Origin of the sequence: Rhodopseudomonas palustris (genome assembly GCF_013415845.1) — a bacterium.
GTDB lineage: Bacteria > Pseudomonadota > Alphaproteobacteria > Rhizobiales > Xanthobacteraceae > Rhodopseudomonas > Rhodopseudomonas palustris_F.
The window spans coordinates 187,841-208,810 of record NZ_CP058907.1 but is presented as its reverse complement, the minus strand read 5'-3'; the positions used below and the strand labels follow the sequence as shown (position 1 = coordinate 208,810).

Here is a 20,970-nt window from a genome sequence, read left to right as displayed (position 1 = left end):
CCATGTCCATTCTGATCGACAGCAACACCCGCGTTATCTGCCAGGGCTTCACCGGCAAGAACGGTACCTTCCATTCCGAGGCAGCGATCGCCTACGGCACCAAGATGGTCGGCGGCACCTCGCCGGGCAAAGGCGGCTCGACCCACCTCGGCCTGCCGGTGTTCGACACCGTCCGTGAGGCGCGCGACAAGACCGGGGCGGATGCGTCGGTGATCTACGTGCCGCCGCCGGGCGCCGCGGACGCGATCTGCGAGGCGATCGACGCCGAGATCCCGCTGATCGTCTGCATCACCGAGGGCATCCCGGTGCTCGACATGGTGCGGGTAAAGCGGTCGCTGAATGGCTCGAAGTCGCGCCTGATCGGGCCGAACTGCCCGGGCGTGATGACCGCCGGCGAGTGCAAGATCGGCATCATGCCGGCCAACATCTTCAAGCCGGGCTCGGTCGGCATCGTGTCGCGCTCCGGCACCCTGACCTATGAGGCGGTGTTCCAGACCTCGGCCGAGGGCCTCGGCCAGACCACCGCGGTCGGCATCGGCGGCGACCCGGTCAAGGGCACCGAATTCATCGACGTGCTGGAGATGTTCCTAGCCGACGACAAGACAGAGTCGATCATCATGATCGGTGAGATCGGCGGTTCGGCCGAAGAAGACGCCGCCCAGTTCCTGATCGACGAGGCCAAGCGCGGCCGCAAGAAACCGATGGTCGGATTCATCGCCGGCGTCACCGCCCCTCCCGGCCGCCGCATGGGCCACGCCGGTGCGATCATTTCGGGCGGCAAGGGCGATGCGGCCTCGAAGACCGCAGCCATGGAAGCGGCTGGCATCACCGTGTCGCCGTCGCCGGCGCGCCTGGGTAAAACGCTTGCCGAAAAGTTGAAGTCGTAATTCAAACCTTGTGTCGTTCCGAGCTTACATTTCCCTAGAATAGGATAAAAGGTGCACTATGTTGCTGATCCGGTAACCGGATCAGCTTATCGCGATTAAGTCGCGATCTCATAATCAGGAAGCAATCATGTCTCGCCAGGACGCGAATGCCGCTTTCGCCCTATCCTCCTTTCTACAGGGCGCCAACGCCACCTATATCGACGATCTGTACTCTCGGTACGAAAGCGATCCGTCCTCGGTTGATGCCGACTGGCAGGCATTCTTCCGGAGCCTCAAAGACGCCCCCGGCGACATCCAGAAGAATGCCGAGGGCCCGTCCTGGGAGCAGGCGAACTGGCCGCTGACCCCGCGGGACGAGCTGACCTCGGCGCTCGACGGCAACTGGAACCAGGTCGAAAAGGCCGTCGGCCAGAAGATCCAGGCCAAGGCTCAGAGCCGCGGCGTCGAGCTATCCTCCGCCGACGTGCTGCAGGCTACCCGCGACTCGGTCCGGGCCCTGATGCTGATCCGCGCCTACCGGATGCGCGGCCATTTCCACGCCAAGCTCGATCCGCTCGGCCTGTCGCCGGCGAAGGATCACGAGGAGCTGGACATCCGCTCCTACGGCTTCACCGAGGCCGATCTCGACCGCAAGATCTTCCTCGATCACGTCCTTGGCCTGGAATACGGCTCGCTCCGCGAGATCGTCGCGATCTGCGAGCGCACCTACTGCCAGACCATGGGCATCGAGTTTCTGCACATCTCCAACGGTGCGCAGAAGGCCTGGATCCAGGAGCGGATCGAAGGTCCGGATAAGGAGATCAGCTTCACCCGCGAGGGCCGTCGCGCGATCCTGATGAAGCTGATCGAATCCGAAGGCTTCGAGAAGTTCTGCGACCTGAAGTTCACCGGCACCAAGCGGTTCGGTCTCGATGGCGGCGAAGCGCTGATCCCCGCGCTGGAGCAGATCATCAAGCGCGGCGGCAACCTCGGTGTCCGTGAAATCGTGCTCGGCATGCCGCATCGCGGCCGCCTCAACGTGCTGACCCAGGTGATGGCCAAGGCCCACCGGGCGCTGTTCCACGAGTTCAAGGGCGGTTCGGCCAACCCGGACGAGGTAGAAGGCTCGGGCGACGTCAAATATCACCTCGGCGCCTCGTCGGACCGCGAGTTCGACCACAACAAGGTCCACCTGTCGCTGACCGCCAACCCGTCCCACCTCGAGATCGTAGATCCGGTGGTGCTCGGCAAGGTGCGCGCCAAGCAGGATCAGCATGGCGATCTGCCGGAAGAGCGCATCTCGGTGCTGCCGCTGCTGATGCACGGCGACGCCGCGTTTGCCGGCCAGGGCGTGGTCGCCGAGTGCTTCGCTTTGTCCGATCTGAAGGGCTACCGCACCGGCGGTTCGATCCACTTCATCGTCAACAACCAGATCGGCTTCACCACCTATCCGCGCTATTCGCGCTCCTCGCCGTATCCGTCGGATGTGGCGAAGATGATCGACGCGCCGATCTTCCACGTGAACGGCGACGATCCGGAAGCGGTGGTGTTCGCCGCCAAGATCGCGGTCGAATACCGGCAGAAGTTCCACAAGCCTGTCGTCATCGACATGTTCTGCTACCGGCGGCACGGCCACAACGAGGGCGATGAGCCGTCGTTCACCCAGCCGCTGATGTACCGCAAGATCGCCGGCCATCCGACCACGCTGGAGATCTACTCCAAGCGCCTGATCGCCGACGGCGTCATCACCGAAGGCGAGGTCGAGAAGGCGCGGGCCGACTGGCGCGCCCGGCTCGATGCCGAATTCGAAGCGGCGTCCAGCTATCGGCCGAACAAGGCCGACTGGCTCGACGGCAAGTGGGCCGGCTTCAAGTCCGCCGACCAGGAAGAGGAGCCGCGCCGCGGCATCACCGGCGTCGACCTGCCGACCCTCAAGGAAATCGGCCGCAGGATCACCAAGGTGCCGGAGGGCTTCCGCTTGCACCGCACCGTGCAGCGCTTCCTCGAAAACCGCGCCCGCGCGATCGACAGCGGCAACGGTCTCGACTGGGCGACCGGCGAAGCGCTGGCGTTCTGCACCATGCTGCTGGAAGGCCATCGCATCCGGCTGTCGGGCCAGGACTCCGAACGCGGCACCTTCTCGCAGCGCCATTCGGTGCTGATCGATCAGGAAGACGAGACCCGCTACACCCCGTTCAATCACCTCTCGCCCGACCAAGGCCACTATGAGGTGATCAACTCGCTGCTGTCCGAAGAGGCGGTGCTTGGCTTCGAATACGGCTATTCGCTGGCCGAGCCGAACGCGCTGACGCTGTGGGAAGCCCAGTTCGGCGATTTCGCCAACGGCGCCCAAGTGCTGTTCGACCAGTTCATCTCGTCGGGCGAGCGCAAGTGGCTGCGCATGTCGGGTCTGGTCTGCCTGCTGCCGCACGGCTACGAGGGCCAGGGACCGGAGCACTCCTCGGCCCGCCTCGAGCGCTATCTGCAGATGTGCGCCGAAGACAACATGCAGGTGGTGTATCCGACCACTCCGGCGAACTACTTCCATGCGCTCCGCCGTCAGCTCAAGCGCGAGATCCGCAAGCCCCTGATCCTGATGACGCCGAAGTCGCTGCTCCGCCACAAGCGGGCGATCTCGCGGCTCGAAGAACTCGGCCCCGATACCAGCTTCCACCGCGTGCTGCTCGACGACGCGCAGACGCTGCCGGACGACAAGACCAAGCTGGTGGCGGACGCCAAGATCCGTCGCGTCGTGGTGTGCTCCGGCAAGGTCTATTACGACCTCTACGACGAGCGCGAAAAGCGCGGCATCGACGACGTCTATCTGCTGCGCGTCGAGCAGCTCTATCCGGTGCCGGTGAAGACGCTGGTGCATGAGCTGTCGCGCTTCAAGGATGCGGAGCTGGTGTGGTGTCAGGAGGAGCCGCGCAACATGGGCGGCTGGCACTTCATCGAGCCGTATCTGGAGTGGGTGCAGAACCAGATCGAAGCCAAGCATCGCCGGCCGCGTTACGTCGGCCGCGCCGCCTCGGCGGCGACTGCGACCGGCCTGATGTCGAAGCACCTCGCGCAGCTCAAGGCGTTCCTCGACGAAGCGTTGCGTTGACGCATCGGGCCGCCGCCTGACGGCGGCCCTTCGGTTTTTCCTGAGTTTGGATCACGGGGCGGGCGCCGGCGCGACAGCCGCGACGCTGCAAAAGGACGAAGACGATGACTGAAATTCGCGTTCCGACGCTCGGTGAATCGGTGACCGAGGCGACCATCGGCCGCTGGTTCAAGAAGCCTGGCGAGGCGGTGGCTGTCGATGAGCCGCTCGTCGAGCTCGAAACCGACAAGGTGACCATCGAGGTGCCGGCCCCGTCGGCCGGTACGCTCGGCGAAATCGTCGCCAAGGACGGCGAGACCGTCGCGGTCGGCGCGCTGCTCGGCCAGATCACCGATGGCGCGGCGCCGGCCAAGCCGGCCGCCGCTGCTCCGGCGAAGGCCGCGGCCCCGGCTGCGCCTGCCCCGACCGCACCGGCCCCTGCGGCTGCTCCCGCCGCCAAGGCTCCGCCGTCCGATGCGCCGCTGGCGCCGTCGGTGCGCCGGCTGTCAACCGAGAGCGGCGTCGACGCCTCGACCGTGCCAGGCTCCGGTAAGGACGGCCGCGTCACCAAGGGCGATATGCTGGCGGCGATTGAGAAGGCGGCCTCGGCGCCGACCCCGGTCAATCAGCCTGCCGCCGCGGTGCAGGTCCGCGGGCCGTCTCCGGCCGACGACGCCGCACGCGAAGAGCGGGTGAAAATGACCCGGCTGCGCCAGACCATCGCGCGCCGCCTGAAGGAAGTGCAGAACACCGCCGCGATGCTGACGACCTTCAACGAGGTCGACATGACCAACGTCATGGCGCTGCGCGCGCAGTACAAGGACGTGTTCGAGAAGAAGCACGGCGCCAAGCTCGGCTTCATGGGCTTCTTCACCAAGGCCTGCGTTCAGGCCCTGAAGGATATCCCGGCGGTGAACGCCGAGATGGACGGCACCGACCTGATCTACAAGAACTACTACCACATCGGCGTCGCCGTCGGCACCGACAAGGGCCTCGTGGTCCCGGTGGTGCGCGACTGCGACGAGAAGTCGATCGCCGACATCGAAAAGAGCATCGTCGACTACGGCAAGCGTGCTCGTGACGGTCAGCTCAAGATCGAGGAGATGCAGGGCGGTACCTTCACGATCACCAACGGCGGAATCTACGGGTCGCTGATGTCGACCCCGATCCTGAATGCGCCGCAGTCCGGCATTCTCGGCATGCACAAAATCCAGGAACGCCCGGTTGTGATCGGCGGCAAGATCGAAGTGCGCCCGATGATGTATTTGGCGCTGAGCTATGATCACCGAGTGATCGACGGCAAGGAAGCCGTGACCTTCCTGGTTCGCGTCAAGGAGAGCCTGGAAGACCCGGCGCGCTTGGTGCTGGATCTCTGACACTGGAGTAAGTGCCGGCGGCGTGCTCCTGTGCGCCGCCGCTCACCTTGGGGGAAACGATGCCGCCGATGCCGACCGAGATCACGGTGCTGGGCTGGAGCGTGGTGCTGCTGATCGTGCAGATGTTCCTGGCTTCCATCCCGACCACCATGGAGCTTGGCGGCGACTATCAGGCAGGTCCCCGAGACGAGCTACGAACGCCGACGGGACGGTTTGCCGGCCGCGCCAACCGGGCCTTCCGCAATCTGCTCGAAACCTATCCGGCGTTCGTCGGTCTGGCGCTGGCTTTGGCGATCACCGGCAAGGCGGGCGGCTACGCTGCCACGGCCTCGGTGGTCTGGCTGATCGCCCGCGCATTGTATGCACCGCTGTACATCGTCGAAATCCCGTTCGCCCGCAGCATTGTCTGGTTCGTGTCGCTATTGGCGCTGATCGCGATGCTGGTCCGCCTGTTGAGCTGAGGAGCCGATGAACGATCGCGTCGTCATCATCACCGGAGGCAGCCGCGGCATCGGCCGCGCCACCGCGCTGGGTTGTGCGAAGCGCGGCTTCAAGGTCGTGGTCGGCTACGCCAGTAATGCCGCGGCGGCCGACGAGGTGGTGGCCGAGATCGCAGCCAGCAATGGCAAGGCTATCGCGGTGAAATGCGACGTCGGCAGCGAAGCCGATATTCTTGCGCTGTTCGCTGCCGCGGACGCGTTCGGTCCGCTCGGCGCCCTGGTCAATAATGCCGGCATCGTCGGCCCGACCGCGCGGGTCGACGAGATGTCGGCCGAACGCATTCAGCGGATGATGGCGGTTAACGTCACCGGCAGCATTCTGTGCGCGCGTGAGGCGGTGAAGCGGATGTCGACCCGGCACGGCGGTAAGGGCGGCGTCATCGTCAATCTGTCATCGGTCGCGGCCAAACTCGGCTCGCCAAATACCTATGTCGACTACGCGGCCTCCAAGGGTGCGGTCGACTCCTTTACGGTCGGGCTCGGCCACGAAGTCGCCGGCGAAGGCATTCGCGTCGCGGCGATCCGGCCTGGATTGATCGATACCGAGATCCACGCCTCGGGCGGCGATCCGGAACGCGCGCATCGGCTCAGCGTCAACGTGCCGATGAAGCGCGTCGGCCGCGCCGAGGAAATCGCCAACGCCGTCGTCTGGCTGCTGTCCGACGAGGCCTCCTATGTCACCAGCGCCATCATCGACGTGTCGGGGGGACGATAGTCGCGCCGGCGCCAACTCACAGGATTGAACTATGGCCACCTACGATCTCGTCGTCATCGGCACCGGCCCCGGCGGCTACGTCTGCGCGATTCGCGCGGCGCAACTCGGCCTCAAGGTGGCGGTGGTCGAGAAAAACGCCACGCTCGGCGGTACCTGCCTCAACGTCGGCTGCATGCCGTCGAAGGCGCTGCTCCACGCCTCCGAGCTGTTCGAGGAGGCCGGGCATTCGTTTGCCAAGATGGGCATCGGCGTGCCGGCCCCGAACCTCGATCTGCCGGCGATGATGAACTTCAAGCAGCAGGGTATCGACGGCAACGTCAAAGGCGTCGAATACCTGATGAAGAAGAACAAGATCGACGTGCTGGTCGGCAAGGGCAAGATCCTCGGCACCGGCAAGGTCGAGGTGACGGGCGCCGACGGCAAGGCCACCAGCGTCGACACCAAATCCATCGTGATCGCCTCCGGCTCGGCGGTGGCTCAGCTCAAGGGCATCGAGATCGATGAGAAGCGGGTGGTGTCGTCCACCGGCGCGCTGTCGCTCGACAAGGTCCCGGGCAAGCTGATCGTGGTCGGCGCCGGCGTCATCGGGCTCGAGCTCGGCTCGGTGTGGCGCCGCCTCGGCGCCGAGGTCACCGTGGTCGAATTCCTTGACCGCATCCTGCCGGGCATGGACGGTGAGGTGGTCAAGCAATTCCAGCGCATCCTCGAGAAGCAGGGCTTTGCGTTCAAGCTCGGCGCCAAGGTCACCGGTGTCGACACCTCGGGTGCCAAGCTTGCCGTGAAGGTCGAGGCGGCGGCCGGTGGCAATCCGGAAACGCTGGAAGCCGACGTGGTGCTGGTCGCGATCGGCCGCGTCCCCTACACCGAAGGCCTCGGCCTAAAGGAGGCCGGCGTTGCGCTCGACGAGCGCGGCCGGGTGGTGATCGACGACCACTTCGCCACCAGCCTCAAGGGCGTGTACGCGATCGGCGACGTGGTGCGCGGCCCGATGCTGGCCCACAAGGCCGAGGACGAAGGCGTTGCGGTTGCCGAGTTGATCGCCGGCAAGGCCGGCCACGTCAATTACGACGTCATTCCGGGCGTGGTCTACACGACGCCGGAAGTGTCGAGCGTCGGCAAGACCGAAGAGGACCTCAAGCAGGCCGGCGTCGCCTATACGGTCGGGAAATTCCCGTTCACCGCCAACGGCCGCTCCAAGGTCAACCAGACCACCGACGGCTTTGTGAAGATCTTGGCCGACGCCAAGACTGACCGTGTTCTCGGCGTCCACATCATCGGCCGTGAGGCCGGCGAGATGATCCACGAAGCGGCCGTGCTGATGGAGTTCGGCGGCTCTGCCGAAGATCTGGCCCGCACCTGCCACGCCCATCCGACCCGCTCGGAGGCCATCAAGGAAGCCGCCCTTACGGTCGGTAAGCGCGCCATCCATATGTGACAGAGGGCCGGCGTTGGCCGGCGCGACGGATGGTGGCGTGATGAAAGGTCGGTTGTGGCAGCCCCTGTGGGTGCTGCTGGCGGTTCTTTTCCTGATCGAGGCGTGGTTCTGGGACCACGTCGAGCCGCTGATTGCGCGCATCGTTGCGCTGATTCCGCTGTGCGAGCTCAAGGAGCGGCTGGCGCGCTGGGTCGACCGTCTGTCGCCCGCGATGACGCTGCCGGTATTTCTCGTGCCGGTGGCGCCGCTGTATCCGCTGAAGCTGTTCGCGCTGGCGCTGATCGCCCAAGGCCACTGGATCGCCGGCCTCGGAATCTTCGCGGCCGCCCAGGTGTTCGGTCTCGGCGTCGCCGCCTTCATCTTCGACGTCACCAAGCCGAAGCTGCTGCAGCTTCGCTGGTTCGCCGCGACCTATCGCTGGGTGATCGAGCTGCGCGCCAAGGCGCATGCCATCGTGGCGCCGATCATGGCGCAGATCCGGGCCAAGCTCGCCGAGCTGCTGAAGGGTGACGGCGACGGCTGGGGATCGAAGGTGCTGCGCCGGATCGGCGCGCTCCGCCGGCGCATCCGCACGGCGCGGTAGGTTCAGGATTCAAATCGTCTCATCGCGCGAACCGAGGCTCGGTCCGCGCGATTTTCTTCTTGGCTCACATCAGATGCACGGCGTGCGGCGCGAGCAGGCCGATCGCCATGAAACCGAGGCCGCCGACCGCCAGCAGGCCCGACAGCCAGGCCAGCACCATCATGCCGGTGATGATCGTCGCCGACGCCAGCACGATGCCGATCTGGAAGGCCGCCGAGGCGACTTCGTAGTGATGGTAGCGGGCCATCGCCAGGTCGCGCTCATGTTCGGCGTGCTTGGCTCGTTCTGCGAGCTGTTCGGAGCCTTCGCCGGTCTCCGGCTCGGAGCGATAACGCGCCGCGGTCTTCTGCCAGTCGTCGATCTGCTTCTGCAGCGCCGCCTTGGTGGCCTCGTCCGGTACGGTGCCGAGGCTGAGTCGCGCGTGTTCGGATACCGCCTGCACCGTGGTTCGACGGATGCTCTTGGCCTGGAAGAACGCCCACAGGTTGGAAGCTTCGACGTTCTTGGCGAGAGCTTCGGTCTGCGCACCTTTGCCGAGCGTTTCTGAGAACGCCAGGAACAGCGCGATCACTGAAATCAGCAGCGCGATGCCCTTGTTGGAGCCCGATGCATGCTCGGCATGCTCCGCGTGCTCCATGCTTTCGTGCGCCCCCATCGTCCGGAATCTCCTGTCACAGCAATCATTGCGCCTGCGTCGAGCAGGCCTTGTAGCACCGCGATCTTGTCAGTTGGATAAATGGCAGGGTCAAGGCCGCCGGCACCGGACTAACAGCTTAGCCCAACCCCGTCCGCCGCTCAGGCCCGCGGATGGGCGCTGTTATAGACTTCCAGCAGCCGCTCGGTATCAATGCCGGTATAGACCTGTGTGGTCGACAGCGAGGCGTGACCGAGTAATTCCTGGATGGCGCGCAGGTCGCCGCCGCGACTAAGCAAATGCGTCGCAAACGAATGCCGCAGCGCGTGGGGCGTTGCGCTGTCCGGCAGCCCGAGTCCGCCGCGCAGCCGTTCCATCGCCAGCTGAATGATTCGCGGACTGAGCGGCCCGCCGCGGGCCCCCACGAACATCGGTCCATCCGGCGGCAGGTTGTAGGGGCAGGCCGCTGCATACTCGGCGATCTGCGCGAGCACGTTCTGCAGCACCGGCACCATGCGGGTTTTGTTGCCTTTGCCGTGCACGATCAGGGTGTCGCCCTTGCCGGGCGCCGGCACGTCACGGCGCTTCAGGCCGAGCGCTTCGGAGATACGCAGGCCGGAGCCGTACAGCAGCGCCATCACGGCGGCGTCGCGAATCAGCACCCAGGTCTCGCGCTCCTCGCCGGCGCGCTCGTCGGCGTCCGCAAGCCGCTTGGCGGCCGCGATCGGCAGCGGCTTCGGCAGGCTTTTCTTGATCTTCGGCGCCCGCACCGAGGCCAGCGCGCCGACCCGCCCCTTGCCTTCGCGTTCGAGAAAGCGCCCGAACGAACGCATGCCCGCCAGCGCGCGCATCAGCGAGCGCCCCGCGATCTCGTCCGCCCGCCGCGCCGCCATGAAGGCGCGGACGTCGGTCGCCTCCAGCCGTGCGAACCGGCCGAGCGTGACTTCGCCGCCCCAATGCCCCGCCAGGAATTGCAGAAACTGCCGTACGTCGCGCGCATAGGCTTCCAGCGTCTTGCCCGACAGCCGCCGCTCGGCCCGCAGATGCGACAGCCATTTTGTCATCTCGGCGGTGAGATCTGCGGCCGCACAGCTGAGTTCGAGAGGCGGAGGCGCGGATTTGGAGGGGGCCATTGCCAGTTCATCTGTAATGGGATGATGAGCCACCGCCGTCATTGCGAGCGAAGCGAAGCAATCCAGGAGCTCAGCGCATTGGGCCCGCTGGATTGCTTCGTCGCTTTGCTCCTCGCAATGACGCGGAGAGGATGCGGCAATCATAGCCGATTTCCTTTCCCATTGATGAAACCGGGCTTTGGCGGCACACCGGGCCGATGGATGATTTGCCGACCAGCAGCCCGGCCTCCCACGCGCCTGCCAGCGTCGTCGACGTGCTGGTGCCGGTCGCGATCGATCAGGCCTATTCGTACCGGGTGCCGCGCGGCCTTTCGCTGAAGCCCGGAGACGTCGTGGCGGTGCCGCTGGGCGCTCGTGAAGTGCTCGGCGTGGTCTGGGCGGAGAATCCGAATCCCGACCCGCGGCTGCACAACCGCCTCAAGGATGTGGCCGAAAAGCTCGACGTACCGCCGCTGCGCGACGAACTCCGCCGGATGGTCGACTGGGTTTCGACCTACACGCTGTCGGCGCGCGGGATGGTGCTGCGGATGTGCTTGCGGATGGGCGAGCATCTCGGCCCGGAGCGGCAGCGCATGGGGGTGCGGCTGGTGGGCTCGCCGCCGCAGCGGATGACGCCGGCGCGCCGCCGCCTGCTCGAGATCCTGTCGGACGGGCTGCTGCACGGCAAATCCGACGTCGCCAAGGAAGCCGGCGTCAGCCCCGGCGTGATCGACGGCCTGGTCGACGAGGGCACCCTGCAGGTCGAACCGATGCCGCGGGAGAACCCGGCACCGGAGCCCGATCCGGATTTCGCGCCGGCCGACTTTTCGCCCGAGCAGGCCCGTGCGGCCGAGACGATGCGCGGCCTTGTGACCGCCGGCGGCTTTCAGGCGGCGCTGATCGACGGCGTCACCGGCTCCGGCAAGACTGAAGTGTATTTCGAGGCGGTCGCCGAGGTCATTCGGCAGGGCCGGCAGAGCCTGATCCTGATGCCGGAGATCGCGCTGACCGGGCAGTTTCTCGACCGCTTCGCACAGCGATTCGGTGTGCGGCCGCTGGAATGGCATTCTGAACTGACCCCGCGCACCCGCGCGCGCAACTGGGCTTCGATCGCCGCCGGTGAAGCCCGCGTCGTGGTCGGCGCGCGCTCGGCGCTGTTTCTGCCTTACGCCGATCTCGGGCTGATCATCGTCGATGAAGAGCACGACCAGGCCTACAAGCAGGAGGACGGCGCGCATTATCACGCCCGCGACATGGCGGTGGTGCGGGCTTCGATCGCGAAAATTCCGATCGTGCTGGCGTCGGCGACGCCATCGGTCGAGACCGAGGTCAATGCCCGTAAGGGGCGCTACACGCGGATTCCGCTGCCGTCACGATTCGGCGGTCAGCACATGCCGCAGATCGAAGCGATCGATCTGCGTCGCGAGCCACCGATGCGCGGCCGCTTCATTTCGCCGCGGCTCGCCGAGCAGATCGGTTTTGCGATCGAGCGGCGTGAACAGGCGCTGCTGTTTCTCAATCGCCGCGGCTATGCGCCGCTGACCCTGTGCCGCGCCTGCGGCCATCGCTTTGCCTGCACCATCTGCGACGCCTGGCTGGTCGATCACCGCTTCCGGCAACGCCTGGTGTGTCACCATTGCGGGTTCTCGATGCCGCGGCCGCCAGCCTGTCCGCATTGCGGCGCCGAGGGCTCGCTGGTCGCGGTCGGGCCCGGCGTCGAACGGCTGCAGGAAGAGGCGGCGAACCTGTTTCCCAATGCCCGCACCATGGTGCTGTCGAGCGATCTGATTACGTCGATCGAGACGATGCGCGCCGAGCTGAACGAGATTGCGGAGGGCCGGGTCGACATCATCATCGGTACCCAGCTCGTCGCCAAGGGCCACAATTTCCCGCGGCTCAATCTGGTCGGCGTGGTCGATGCCGACCTCGGCCTGTCCAACGGCGATCCACGCGCCGCCGAGCGCACTTTCCAGCTGCTCAATCAGGTGATCGGCCGTGCCGGCCGCGATCAGGGCCGCGGCGTCGGCTTCCTGCAGACCCATCAGCCCGAGCATCCGGTGATGAAGGCGCTGGTCGCCTGTGACCGCGAGGCGTTTTACGCCAGCGAAATCGACATCCGCGAGCGCACGCTGTATCCGCCGTTCGGCCGGCTTGCGAGCCTGATCATCTCGGCCGGCGACCGGCCGACCGCAGAAGGCTTCGGCCGCCAGCTCGCCAGTGCCGCGCCGTTCGATGAGCGCGTGCAGGTACTGGGCCCAGCCGAAGCGCCGCTCGCGGTGATCAAGGGGCGCTATCGATTCCGGCTGCTGGTGAAATCGGTGCGCGGCTTCGATCTGTCGAACTACTTACGCTCTTGGCTGGCCAAAGGACCCAAGACAAAAGGTAATCTCAAGCTCGAGGTCGACGTCGATCCGCAAAGCTTTCTGTGATCTTGCGGCTCGGCTGACGCGCAAAAGAAAAGCCTGCCGCTGCAATCGGCGGCAGGCCTTTGTCGCGTGACGTCAGAGCGGAGTGCGGCTTGTTGCCGAACCAATCCGGACGTCAGGCGTTGTAGTGCAGAGGGGAAGGAGCAACCGCTTCGCGGTTACATCACTTCCGCAACGACCCGGCCGACTCCGCGGCTGGTCAGACCGATCGCGCGCGCGGCTCCGGTCGAGAGGTCGAGAACACGGCCGCGAATGAACGGCCCGCGATCGTTGATGGTGACGACGACGCTGCGGCCTCCGTGGGTGACGCGCAGCTTAGTCCCGAAGGGCAGCGTGCGGTGCGCGGCGGTCATCGCGTTGGCGTTCATGCGCTGGCCCGATGCGGTGCGGCTGCCGGACTCATTGCCGTAGTACGAGGCCATACCGGAGAAGCTGCGGCCACCGCTGCTCTCCACCGACGCATTGGCTGAGCGCCAGTCGCTGTGGTGGCTATGGTGGTGGTGGCGGTGATGCCGGCTCTTCGCCGAGGCCTCGCCTACCGATCCGCCAAGGAAGACAGAGGCGACGATCATCGCCGCAGCCGCAGCCGGCCCGGTGGTGAGCAGCGCCGGTGTTTTCTTTCGAACCATATCCTATCCTTAAGTCGAGTATTGCCCCATATGCGGCAAGTGGAACCCCCGTCCCTATGTTCGCAGTCGAACGAGTGGTCTTGTAATGAGGCTGAATATTGACGGTCAATCCTCCATATTTCGCGCTGCAATATTTGATGATCCTTCGCAGTACGACGTGGTACTCTGATATTAACAACTATTTTACTTCTCGAATACTTCGAGTGCTTGCCGGATACTGAATTACGAAGTTTTCATGAACGCCGACGGCGAATCACACAAGTAATCGATTGTTAAGGCTGATCGCGTGCAGAGTCGGCGGTTTTACAACCGCAAATAGAGAAGTTGCGATCAGTAGGACTAGCCCCATGCGTGGCGCGAAGGGGCTGCGGGCTCGTATTTGGCGGCCGCGAGGCTCGTCTCCGGCGTAGCGCCGCGTCCACTCGCAGGTCCGGTCTTGCTCCGAAGGGGGCGCCCGCTGCCGCGATGCCACGCTCTGTCAGGCGCCTCGATGATTGATCTGCAACAAGGCGCCGCGAGCTCGTGCCATCGTGTTGCACCTGCGCGCGCGCTATGTTAGCAAAGCCGCGATTTTAAAGGCCGCCGGACCATCGTGCCGGTCAGAAATCGAAGTCCAGCTTGAATTCCAAGGGCTTAAATCGGGGGCGCCGCTTCGTGGCGACGGTTTTTTCCTTGGCCATTTGACAGCAAGAAGAGCGCGCTCGTGGCATCTGAAGATCCATCGGTTTCCGGAGTCTCCGGTCGTTACGCGACCGCTTTGTTTGAACTGGCCCGCGACGAGAAATCCATCGATGCGGTGACGGCCGATCTGGACAAGTTCAGCGCCATGCTGGCGGGCAGCCCCGATCTGGTTCGCCTGGTCCGCAGTCCGGTGTTCGCCTCCGAGGTGCAGGGCAAGGCGCTGGCCGCAGTGCTCGACAAGGCGGGCATCACCGGCATCAGCGCCAATTTTCTGAAAGTGCTCGCGGCCAACCGCCGGCTGTTCGTGGTCGCAGACGTGATCCGCGCCTATCGCGCGCTGGTCGCCAAGTTCAAGGGCGAGGCGACCGCCGACGTGACCGTGGCCGAGAAGCTCAGCGACAAGAATCTCGAAGCGCTGAAGGCGGCGCTGAAGTCGGTGACCGGCAAGGACGTCGCCCTCAATATCAATGTCGATCCGGCGATCATCGGCGGGCTTGTCGTCAAGCTCGGTAGCCGCATGGTCGACAGTTCGCTCCGCACCAAACTCAATTCGATCAAGCACGCGATGAAAGAGGCAGGCTGATGGACATCCGCGCCGCGGAAATTTCCGCGATCCTCAAGGACCAGATCAAGAATTTCGGCCAGGAAGCCGAAGTCTCCGAGGTCGGACAGGTGTTGTCCGTCGGCGACGGTATCGCCCGCGTTTATGGCCTGGATAATGTGCTCGCCGGTGAAATGGTCGAGTTCGAGAACGGCACCCGCGGCATGGCGCTGAACCTCGAAACCGACAACGTCGGCGTCGTGATCTTCGGTGCCGACCGCGAGATTAAGGAAGGCCAGACCGTCAAGCGCACCCGTTCGATCGTGGACGCGCCGGTCGGCAAGGGTCTGCTCGGCCGCGTCGTCGACGCGCTGGGTAACCCGATCGACGGCAAGGGTCCGATCCAGGCGGTCGAGCGCAAGCGCGTCGACGTCAAGGCGCCCGGCATCATTCCGCGCAAGTCGGTGCACGAGCCGATGGCGACCGGCCTGAAGTCGATCGATGCGCTGATCCCGATCGGTCGTGGCCAGCGCGAGCTGATCATCGGCGACCGTCAGACCGGCAAGACCGCGATCGCGCTCGACACCATTCTGAACCAGAAGCCGCTGAACGTCGAAGGCGCGCCGGAGAGCCAGAAGCTCTACTGCGTTTACGTCGCGGTCGGTCAGAAGCGTTCCACCGTCGCCCAGTTCGTGAAGGTTCTGGAAGAGCAGGGCGCGCTGGAATACTCGGTCGTCGTCGCCGCGACCGCGTCGGACCCGGCTCCGATGCAGTACATCGCGCCGTTCACCGGCTGCACCATCGGCGAGTACTTCCGCGACAACGGTATGCACGCCGTCATCATCTATGACGACTTGTCCAAGCAGGCCGTCGCTTATCGTCAGATGTCGCTGCTGCTGCGCCGCCCGCCGGGCCGCGAAGCGTATCCGGGCGACGTGTTCTATCTGCACTCCCGTCTGCTCGAGCGCGCCGCCAAGCTCAATGACGAGCAGGGCAACGGCTCGCTCACCGCGCTGCCGGTGATCGAAACTCAGGCCAACGACGTCTCTGCCTACATTCCGACCAACGTGATCTCGATCACCGACGGCCAGATCTTCCTGGAAACCGACCTGTTCTTCCAGGGCATCCGCCCGGCCGTGAACGTCGGTCTGTCGGTGTCGCGCGTCGGTTCGTCGGCGCAGACCAAGGCGATGAAGAAGGTCGCCGGCAAGATCAAGGGCGAGCTCGCGCAGTACCGCGAAATGGCGGCGTTCGCGCAGTTCGGCTCCGACCTCGACGCCGCGACCCAGCGCCTGCTGAACCGCGGTTCGCGCCTGACCGAGCTCCTGAAGCAGCCGCAGTTCTCGCCGCTAAAGATGGAAGAGCAGGTCTGCGTGATCTGGGCCGGCACCAACGGCTATCTCGATGCGCTGCCGCTCAACAAGGTGCGCGCGTTCGAAGACGGCCTGCTGGCGCTGCTGCGCGGCAAGGAGTCGGGCATCCTGGAAGCGATCCGCACCAGCCGCGATCTTTCCGACGACACCGCTGCGAAGCTCAAGGCGGTGGTCGAAAGCTACGCCAAGACGTTCGCTTGATGCTGTCATGGCCGGGGTTTTCCCCGGCCATCCACGTCCTCGACGTGGCTATTCGACATCGTGGATGCCCGGGGCGAGCCCGGGCATGACGAGTGTGAGGTTCGCGGTCGGATCACAGGTCAGATCGCCGGGGTGGACTGAGAATGGCTTCACTTAAAGACATGCGCGTCCGCATCGCCTCGACGAAGGCGACGCAGAAGATCACCAAGGCGATGCAGATGGTGGCCGCCTCGAAGCTGCGCCGCGCCCAGATGGCGGCGGAAGCAGCGCGGCCCTACGCCGAGAAGATGGAAGCGGTGATCTCGAATATCGCCGGTGCCGCGGCGGGCTCGCCCGGCGCGCCGGTGCTGCTGGCCGGCAACGGCAAGGATCAGGTTCATCTGCTGCTGGTGTGCACCGGCGAGCGCGGCCTGTCCGGTGCGTTCAACTCCTCGATCGTCCGCCTCGCCCGCGAGCGCGCGTACGAGCTGATGAGCCAGGGCAAGACCGTCAAGTTCTTCTGCGTCGGCCGCAAGGGTTACGAGCAGCTCCGCCGCAACTTCGAGAAGCAGATCATCGACAATGTCGAGCTGCGCTCGGTGCGTCAGATCGGTTTCGTCAACGCCGAGGACATCGCCAAGAAGGTGATCGCCCGCTTCAATGCCGGCGAATTCGACGTCTGCACGCTGTTCTATTCGCGCTTCAAGTCGGTGATCTCGCAGATCCCGACCGCCCAGCAGCTGATTCCGCTGGAGGTGACGGCGCCGGCCGCAGGCACGGTGGCGACCTCCTACGAATATGAGCCGGAAGAGGACGAGATCCTCTCGGGGCTGTTGCCGCGCAATCTCGCGGTGCAGATCTTCCGCGCGCTGCTCGAGAACAACGCTTCGTTCTACGGCGCGCAGATGAGCGCGATGGACAACGCCACCCGCAACGCTGGTGAGATGATCCGCAAGCAGACGCTGGTCTACAACCGCACCCGCCAGGCGATGATCACCAAAGAACTCATCGAGATCATCTCGGGCGCCGAGGCGATCTGACGACGTTACACAGGTTTACATCCGGTCGACCGACCGTGGTTTGGATTTCGGACTTCAGGGAGACAGTTTAAATGGCTACACCCGCCAATCAGACCGGACGCATCACGCAGGTCATCGGCGCCGTCGTCGACGTTCAGTTCGAAGGGCACCTGCCGGCCATTCTGAACGCCATCGAAACCAAGAACGGCGACAACCGCCTGGTGCTCGAAGTTGCGCAGCATCTCGGTGAATCGACCGTCCGCACCATCGCGATGGACACCACCGAAGGTCTGGTACGCGGCCAGGAAGTCACCGACACCGGTGCGCCGATCTCGGTGCCGGTCGGCGCCGGCACGCTCGGCCGCATCATGAACGTGATCGGCGAGCCGGTCGACGAGCAGGGCCCGATCAAGTCGGAAGGCCTCCGCGCCATCCACCAGGAAGCGCCGGCCTACACCGACCAGTCGACCGAGGCTGAAATTCTCGTCACCGGCATCAAGGTCGTCGACCTGCTGGCGCCTTACGCCAAGGGCGGTAAGATCGGCCTGTTCGGCGGCGCCGGCGTCGGCAAGACCGTGCTGATTCAGGAACTGATCAACAACGTCGCCCGCGCTCACGGCGGTTACTCGGTGTTCGCCGGCGTCGGCGAGCGTACCCGCGAAGGTAACGACCTCTATCACGAGTTCATCGAATCCGGCGTCAACAAGAAGGGCGGCGGCGAGGGTTCGAAGTGCGCGCTGGTGTACGGCCAGATGAACGAACCGCCGGGCGCCCGCGCTCGCGTCGGTCTGACCGGTCTGACCGTCGCCGAGCACTTCCGCGATCAGGGCCAGGACGTGCTGTTCTTCGTCGACAACATCTTCCGCTTCACCCAGGCGGGTTCGGAAGTGTCGGCGCTGCTCGGCCGTATCCCGTCGGCGGTGGGTTATCAGCCGACGCTCGCGACCGACATGGGCGCGCTGCAAGAGCGCATCACCACCACCACCAAGGGCTCGATCACCTCGGTGCAAGCGATTTACGTGCCGGCCGACGACTTGACCGACCCGGCGCCCGCAACCTCGTTCGCGCACTTGGACGCCACCACCGTGCTCAATCGTGCGATCTCGGAAAAGGGAATCTACCCGGCGGTGGATCCGCTCGACTCGACCTCGCGCATGCTGTCCGCCTCGATCGTCGGCGAAGAGCACTACAACACCGCGCGTATGGTTCAGCAGATCCTGCAGAAGTACAAGTCGCTGCAGGACATCATCGCGATCCTGGGCATGGACGAACTGTCCGAAGAGGACAAGCTCACCGTGGCTCGCGCCCGTAAGATCGAGCGCTTCCTGTCGCAGCCGTTCTTCGTCGCCGAAGTGTTCACCGGCTCGCCGGGCAAGTTCGTCGACCTCGCCGACACCATCAAGGGCTTCCGCGCGATCTGCGAAGGCAAGTACGACCATCTGCCGGAAGCGGCGTTCTACATGGTCGGCACCATCGAAGAGGCGGTCGAGAAGGGCAAGAAGCTCGCCGCCGAGGCGGCCTGAGCTGAGAGACTACGTCATGGCCGGGCTTGACCCGGCCATCCATCGCCTCAAATCAGTTTCACTGATGGACCCGCGGGTCGAGCCCGCGGGTGACCGCAGAGAGAGCAGCGAGCATGTCCACCTTCCACTTCGATCTGGTTTCGCCCGAAATGGTCGCCTTCTCCGGCGATGTCGATCAGGTCGACATTCCGGGCGCCGAGGGTGACTTCGGCGTGCTCGCCGGCCACGCGCCGGTGGTGGCGGTGATCCGCCCCGGCATCCTCACCGTGACGGCGGGCGCCAACAAGCAGAAGATCGTCGTGCTCGGCGGCATCGCCGAAGTGTCCGACAAGGGCCTCACCGTGCTGGCCGACGTCGCCACTCCGGCGCCGGACGTTGACCTGCAGGACTTTGCCGCCACCATCCAGACGATGGAGCAGCAGATTCCTGGCAAGGTCGGCGACGAACTCGACCGCGCGATCGAGCGCCTGGATCACTTCAAGAGCATCCAGCACGAACTCAACACCACCGCGATGCACTAAGTCGCAGTCAGGTGTTCTGACGTTTCGAATGGCCGGGCATCGTCCCGGCCATTTGCTTTTGATGCGACGTTCTACCAGCCGTCATTGCCGCGCTTGACCCGGCAATCCATCCTTTTCCCAAGAATGATGGATGCGCGGGTCAAGCCCGCGCATGACGTTGCGTGGTGAAAAAGGCGCCGCGGCTAAGCCTGAGCAGCGGTGAACCGCGCAAAGCTCCGCGCCACCTCGCGATAGACCTCGCGGCGAAACGGCACGACGAGATCGGCGACGCGGTCGAGTTGCTCCCAGCGCCAGGCATCGAATTCCGGCGGCATGTCGTTGCGGACGGCGAGCGGATCGATCTCCGTCTCGCTGCCGGTGAAGCGTAGCGCGAACCACTTCTGGCGCTGGCCGCGAAACACGGCGAGGCGGTGAGGTGGGCCGTCGTAGGGCGGGAAGTCGTAGCTGACCCAGTCGGTCTCGCCGAGGATCTCGGCGTTGGTCACGCCGGTCTCTTCCCAGAGTTCGCGCATCACCGCGATCCTCGGCTCTTCGCCTTCGTCGATGCCGCCTTGCGGCATCTGCCATTCGAGCCCCGGTAGGATGATCTCCGGACCGTCGTCGCGAAACCGACGCCCGATCAGGACCCTGCCGTCGGCACCGAACAGTGCAATGCCGACGTTGCGGCGATACGGCAGGGACTCGATGGGCGGGCGCGACGTCACGATGCCATCAGGGTGCGGAAGTAGCCGATGGTCTCCTTGAGCCCGTCAGCGAGCGGCACCTTCGGCTCCCAGCCGAGCGCGCGGCGGGCCAGCGAGATATCAGGCTGGCGCTGACGCGGATCGTCCGACGGCAGCGGCATCATCACCAGCTTCGATCTCGAGTCGGTCATCTCGATCACCAACTCGGCGAGCTGCCGAATGGTGAACTCGACCGGATTGCCGAGATTGACCGGGCCGATGAATTCGTCGCCGGTCGCCATCAGTCTGGCGAAGCCGTCGAGCAGGTCGGTGACGTAGCAGAACGACCGCGTCTGGCTGCCGTCGCCATAGATCGTGATGTCGTTGCCGGACAGCGCCTGGACGATGAAGTTCGACACCACGCGGCCGTCGTTGGGATGCATCCGCGGCCCGTAGGTATTGAAGATCCGCGCGACCTTGATCTTCACCTTGTGCTGGCGGTGATAGTCAAAGAACAGCGTTTCGGCGGCGCGCTTGCCCTCGTCGTAACAGGCCCGGATGCCGAGCGGATTGACGTGGCCCCAATAGCTCTCCGGCTGCGGGTGCACGTTCGGGTCGCCGTAAACCTCGCTGGTCGAGGCCTGGAAAATCTTGGCGCGGGTCCGCTTGGCCAGGCCCAGCATGTTGATCGCGCCATGCACGCTGGTCTTCAGCGTCTGCACCGGATCGTGCTGATAGTGCACCGGCGAGGCCGGGCAGGCGAGGTTGTAGATGTCGTCGACTTCGACATAGAGCGGGAAGGTGACGTCGTGGCGCATCACCTCGAACCGCGGCGTCCCGACCAGATGTTCGATGTTCCGCCGCCAGCCGGTAAAATAATTGTCGACGCACAACACTTCGTGGCCTTCGGCCAACAGCTTGTCGCAGAGGTGCGAGCCGATGAAGCCGGCGCCGCCGCTCACGAGAATTCGTCGGGACAATCGCATCGCTGGGTCCTGGACAGGGGCGGGTTCGGACGCGCCTCAGTCGCGGGAACGGGTGCCCATTTGGCTCGAAACGGACGGCCGAACGCGGTCGCGGCGGCCGTTTTCCGCCGCATTGAATGGCAA

General features: G+C 65.0%; 18 protein-coding genes. 13 read left to right on the top strand and 5 right to left on the bottom strand.

Going from position 1 to position 20,970, the window contains the following annotated elements:
• The first annotated feature begins 2 nt into the window (after positions 1 to 2).
• The 7 genes from sucD (at position 3) to HZF03_RS00935 (ending at position 8,560) form a co-directional block, all read left to right on the top strand.
• Positions 3 to 887 (top strand): succinate--CoA ligase subunit alpha, encoded by an 885-nt coding sequence (gene sucD / locus HZF03_RS00965; protein WP_012493972.1) that lies wholly within the window; start codon positions 3 to 5, stop codon positions 885 to 887.
• Positions 888 to 1,014: 127 nt separating this feature from the next.
• The gene (locus tag HZF03_RS00960; RefSeq protein ID WP_011155757.1) at positions 1,015 to 3,972 is read left to right on the top strand and encodes a 2-oxoglutarate dehydrogenase E1 component; all 2,958 of its coding nucleotides are present in this window, start codon (positions 1,015 to 1,017) and stop codon (positions 3,970 to 3,972) included.
• Between the two features lie 104 nt (positions 3,973 to 4,076).
• On the top strand, positions 4,077 to 5,327 hold the full coding sequence (odhB, locus tag HZF03_RS00955) for a 2-oxoglutarate dehydrogenase complex dihydrolipoyllysine-residue succinyltransferase (RefSeq protein ID WP_119019105.1): 1,251 nt from the start codon (positions 4,077 to 4,079) through the stop codon (positions 5,325 to 5,327).
• 59 nt (positions 5,328 to 5,386) lie between these two features.
• Complete coding sequence (locus HZF03_RS00950) at positions 5,387 to 5,788, top strand: MAPEG family protein (protein ID WP_119019106.1); 402 nt, start codon at positions 5,387 to 5,389, stop codon at positions 5,786 to 5,788.
• A 7-nt stretch (positions 5,789 to 5,795) separates the two neighbouring features.
• Entirely contained in the window at positions 5,796 to 6,542 is a 747-nt protein-coding gene (locus HZF03_RS00945; protein WP_011155754.1) for an SDR family oxidoreductase, read from the top strand.
• A gap of 31 nt (positions 6,543 to 6,573) precedes the next feature.
• On the top strand, positions 6,574 to 7,977 hold the full coding sequence (gene lpdA, locus HZF03_RS00940; RefSeq protein ID WP_119019107.1) for a dihydrolipoyl dehydrogenase: 1,404 nt from the start codon (positions 6,574 to 6,576) through the stop codon (positions 7,975 to 7,977).
• Positions 7,978 to 8,017: 40 nt separating this feature from the next.
• Positions 8,018 to 8,560, top strand: coding sequence for a hypothetical protein (locus HZF03_RS00935; protein WP_119019115.1), 543 nt, complete (start codon positions 8,018 to 8,020; stop codon positions 8,558 to 8,560).
• A 64-nt stretch (positions 8,561 to 8,624) separates the two neighbouring features.
• Here the strand turns inward: HZF03_RS00935 and HZF03_RS00930 are convergent, their stop codons facing one another.
• Both HZF03_RS00930 and HZF03_RS00925 read right to left on the bottom strand, forming a co-directional pair.
• On the bottom strand, positions 8,625 to 9,215 hold the full coding sequence (locus tag HZF03_RS00930; RefSeq protein WP_119019108.1) for a DUF4337 domain-containing protein: 591 nt from the start codon (positions 9,213 to 9,215) through the stop codon (positions 8,625 to 8,627).
• Between the two features lie 140 nt (positions 9,216 to 9,355).
• Entirely contained in the window at positions 9,356 to 10,327 is a 972-nt protein-coding gene (locus HZF03_RS00925) for a tyrosine recombinase XerC (RefSeq protein ID WP_085977318.1), read from the bottom strand.
• 197 nt (positions 10,328 to 10,524) lie between these two features.
• Between HZF03_RS00925 and HZF03_RS00920 the strand changes: the two genes are divergently transcribed.
• Complete coding sequence (locus tag HZF03_RS00920) at positions 10,525 to 12,735, top strand: primosomal protein N' (protein WP_119019109.1); 2,211 nt, start codon at positions 10,525 to 10,527, stop codon at positions 12,733 to 12,735.
• A 155-nt stretch (positions 12,736 to 12,890) separates the two neighbouring features.
• Here HZF03_RS00920 and HZF03_RS00915 read toward each other — a convergent pair whose 3' ends face one another.
• On the bottom strand, positions 12,891 to 13,361 hold the full coding sequence (locus HZF03_RS00915; RefSeq protein ID WP_011155748.1) for a septal ring lytic transglycosylase RlpA family protein: 471 nt from the start codon (positions 13,359 to 13,361) through the stop codon (positions 12,891 to 12,893).
• A gap of 703 nt (positions 13,362 to 14,064) precedes the next feature.
• On the opposite strand from HZF03_RS00915, the gene HZF03_RS00910 reads away from it, so the two are divergent.
• The 5 genes from HZF03_RS00910 (at position 14,065) to HZF03_RS00890 (ending at position 19,199) form a co-directional block, all read left to right on the top strand.
• Positions 14,065 to 14,625 carry a F0F1 ATP synthase subunit delta gene (locus tag HZF03_RS00910; protein ID WP_011155747.1) on the top strand — a complete coding sequence of 187 codons (561 nt, stop codon included), beginning with the start codon at positions 14,065 to 14,067 and terminating at the stop codon, positions 14,623 to 14,625.
• Positions 14,625 to 16,157: a F0F1 ATP synthase subunit alpha gene (gene atpA / locus HZF03_RS00905; protein WP_011155746.1), complete on the top strand. Its 1,533-nt coding sequence runs from the start codon at positions 14,625 to 14,627 to the stop codon at positions 16,155 to 16,157. The genes HZF03_RS00910 and atpA overlap by 1 nt, the downstream gene beginning before the upstream one ends.
• Positions 16,158 to 16,300: 143 nt before the next feature.
• Entirely contained in the window at positions 16,301 to 17,176 is an 876-nt protein-coding gene (locus HZF03_RS00900) for a F0F1 ATP synthase subunit gamma (RefSeq protein ID WP_011155745.1), read from the top strand.
• A gap of 71 nt (positions 17,177 to 17,247) precedes the next feature.
• On the top strand, positions 17,248 to 18,678 hold the full coding sequence (gene atpD, locus HZF03_RS00895; protein ID WP_011155744.1) for a F0F1 ATP synthase subunit beta: 1,431 nt from the start codon (positions 17,248 to 17,250) through the stop codon (positions 18,676 to 18,678).
• 113 nt (positions 18,679 to 18,791) lie between these two features.
• Positions 18,792 to 19,199 carry a F0F1 ATP synthase subunit epsilon gene (locus HZF03_RS00890; protein WP_011155743.1) on the top strand — a complete coding sequence of 136 codons (408 nt, stop codon included), beginning with the start codon at positions 18,792 to 18,794 and terminating at the stop codon, positions 19,197 to 19,199.
• 182 nt (positions 19,200 to 19,381) lie between these two features.
• Here HZF03_RS00890 and HZF03_RS00885 read toward each other — a convergent pair whose 3' ends face one another.
• Positions 19,382 to 19,903: an RNA pyrophosphohydrolase gene (locus HZF03_RS00885; RefSeq protein WP_119019110.1), complete on the bottom strand. Its 522-nt coding sequence runs from the start codon at positions 19,901 to 19,903 to the stop codon at positions 19,382 to 19,384.
• A complete protein-coding gene (locus tag HZF03_RS00880) occupies positions 19,900 to 20,847 on the bottom strand; it encodes a UDP-glucuronic acid decarboxylase family protein (protein ID WP_119019111.1) in 948 nt (315 codons plus the stop codon). The genes HZF03_RS00885 and HZF03_RS00880 overlap by 4 nt, the downstream gene beginning before the upstream one ends.
• Positions 20,848 to 20,970 lie beyond the last annotated feature (123 nt).

Coding starts and splice junctions, on each gene's coding strand:
- sucD (WP_012493972.1), top strand. CDS start 3: ATGTCCATTCTGATCGACAGCAACACCCGCGTTATCTGCCAGGGCTTC.
- HZF03_RS00960 (WP_011155757.1), top strand. CDS start 1,015: ATGTCTCGCCAGGACGCGAATGCCGCTTTCGCCCTATCCTCCTTTCTA.
- odhB (WP_119019105.1), top strand. CDS start 4,077: ATGACTGAAATTCGCGTTCCGACGCTCGGTGAATCGGTGACCGAGGCG.
- HZF03_RS00950 (WP_119019106.1), top strand. CDS start 5,387: ATGCCGCCGATGCCGACCGAGATCACGGTGCTGGGCTGGAGCGTGGTG.
- HZF03_RS00945 (WP_011155754.1), top strand. CDS start 5,796: ATGAACGATCGCGTCGTCATCATCACCGGAGGCAGCCGCGGCATCGGC.
- lpdA (WP_119019107.1), top strand. CDS start 6,574: ATGGCCACCTACGATCTCGTCGTCATCGGCACCGGCCCCGGCGGCTAC.
- HZF03_RS00935 (WP_119019115.1), top strand. CDS start 8,018: ATGAAAGGTCGGTTGTGGCAGCCCCTGTGGGTGCTGCTGGCGGTTCTT.
- HZF03_RS00930 (WP_119019108.1), bottom strand. CDS start 9,215: ATGGGGGCGCACGAAAGCATGGAGCACGCGGAGCATGCCGAGCATGCA.
- HZF03_RS00925 (WP_085977318.1), bottom strand. CDS start 10,327: ATGGCCCCCTCCAAATCCGCGCCTCCGCCTCTCGAACTCAGCTGTGCG.
- HZF03_RS00920 (WP_119019109.1), top strand. CDS start 10,525: ATGGATGATTTGCCGACCAGCAGCCCGGCCTCCCACGCGCCTGCCAGC.
- HZF03_RS00915 (WP_011155748.1), bottom strand. CDS start 13,361: ATGGTTCGAAAGAAAACACCGGCGCTGCTCACCACCGGGCCGGCTGCG.
- atpA (WP_011155746.1), top strand. CDS start 14,625: ATGGACATCCGCGCCGCGGAAATTTCCGCGATCCTCAAGGACCAGATC.
- HZF03_RS00900 (WP_011155745.1), top strand. CDS start 16,301: ATGGCTTCACTTAAAGACATGCGCGTCCGCATCGCCTCGACGAAGGCG.
- atpD (WP_011155744.1), top strand. CDS start 17,248: ATGGCTACACCCGCCAATCAGACCGGACGCATCACGCAGGTCATCGGC.
- HZF03_RS00890 (WP_011155743.1), top strand. CDS start 18,792: ATGTCCACCTTCCACTTCGATCTGGTTTCGCCCGAAATGGTCGCCTTC.
- HZF03_RS00880 (WP_119019111.1), bottom strand. CDS start 20,847: ATGCGATTGTCCCGACGAATTCTCGTGAGCGGCGGCGCCGGCTTCATC.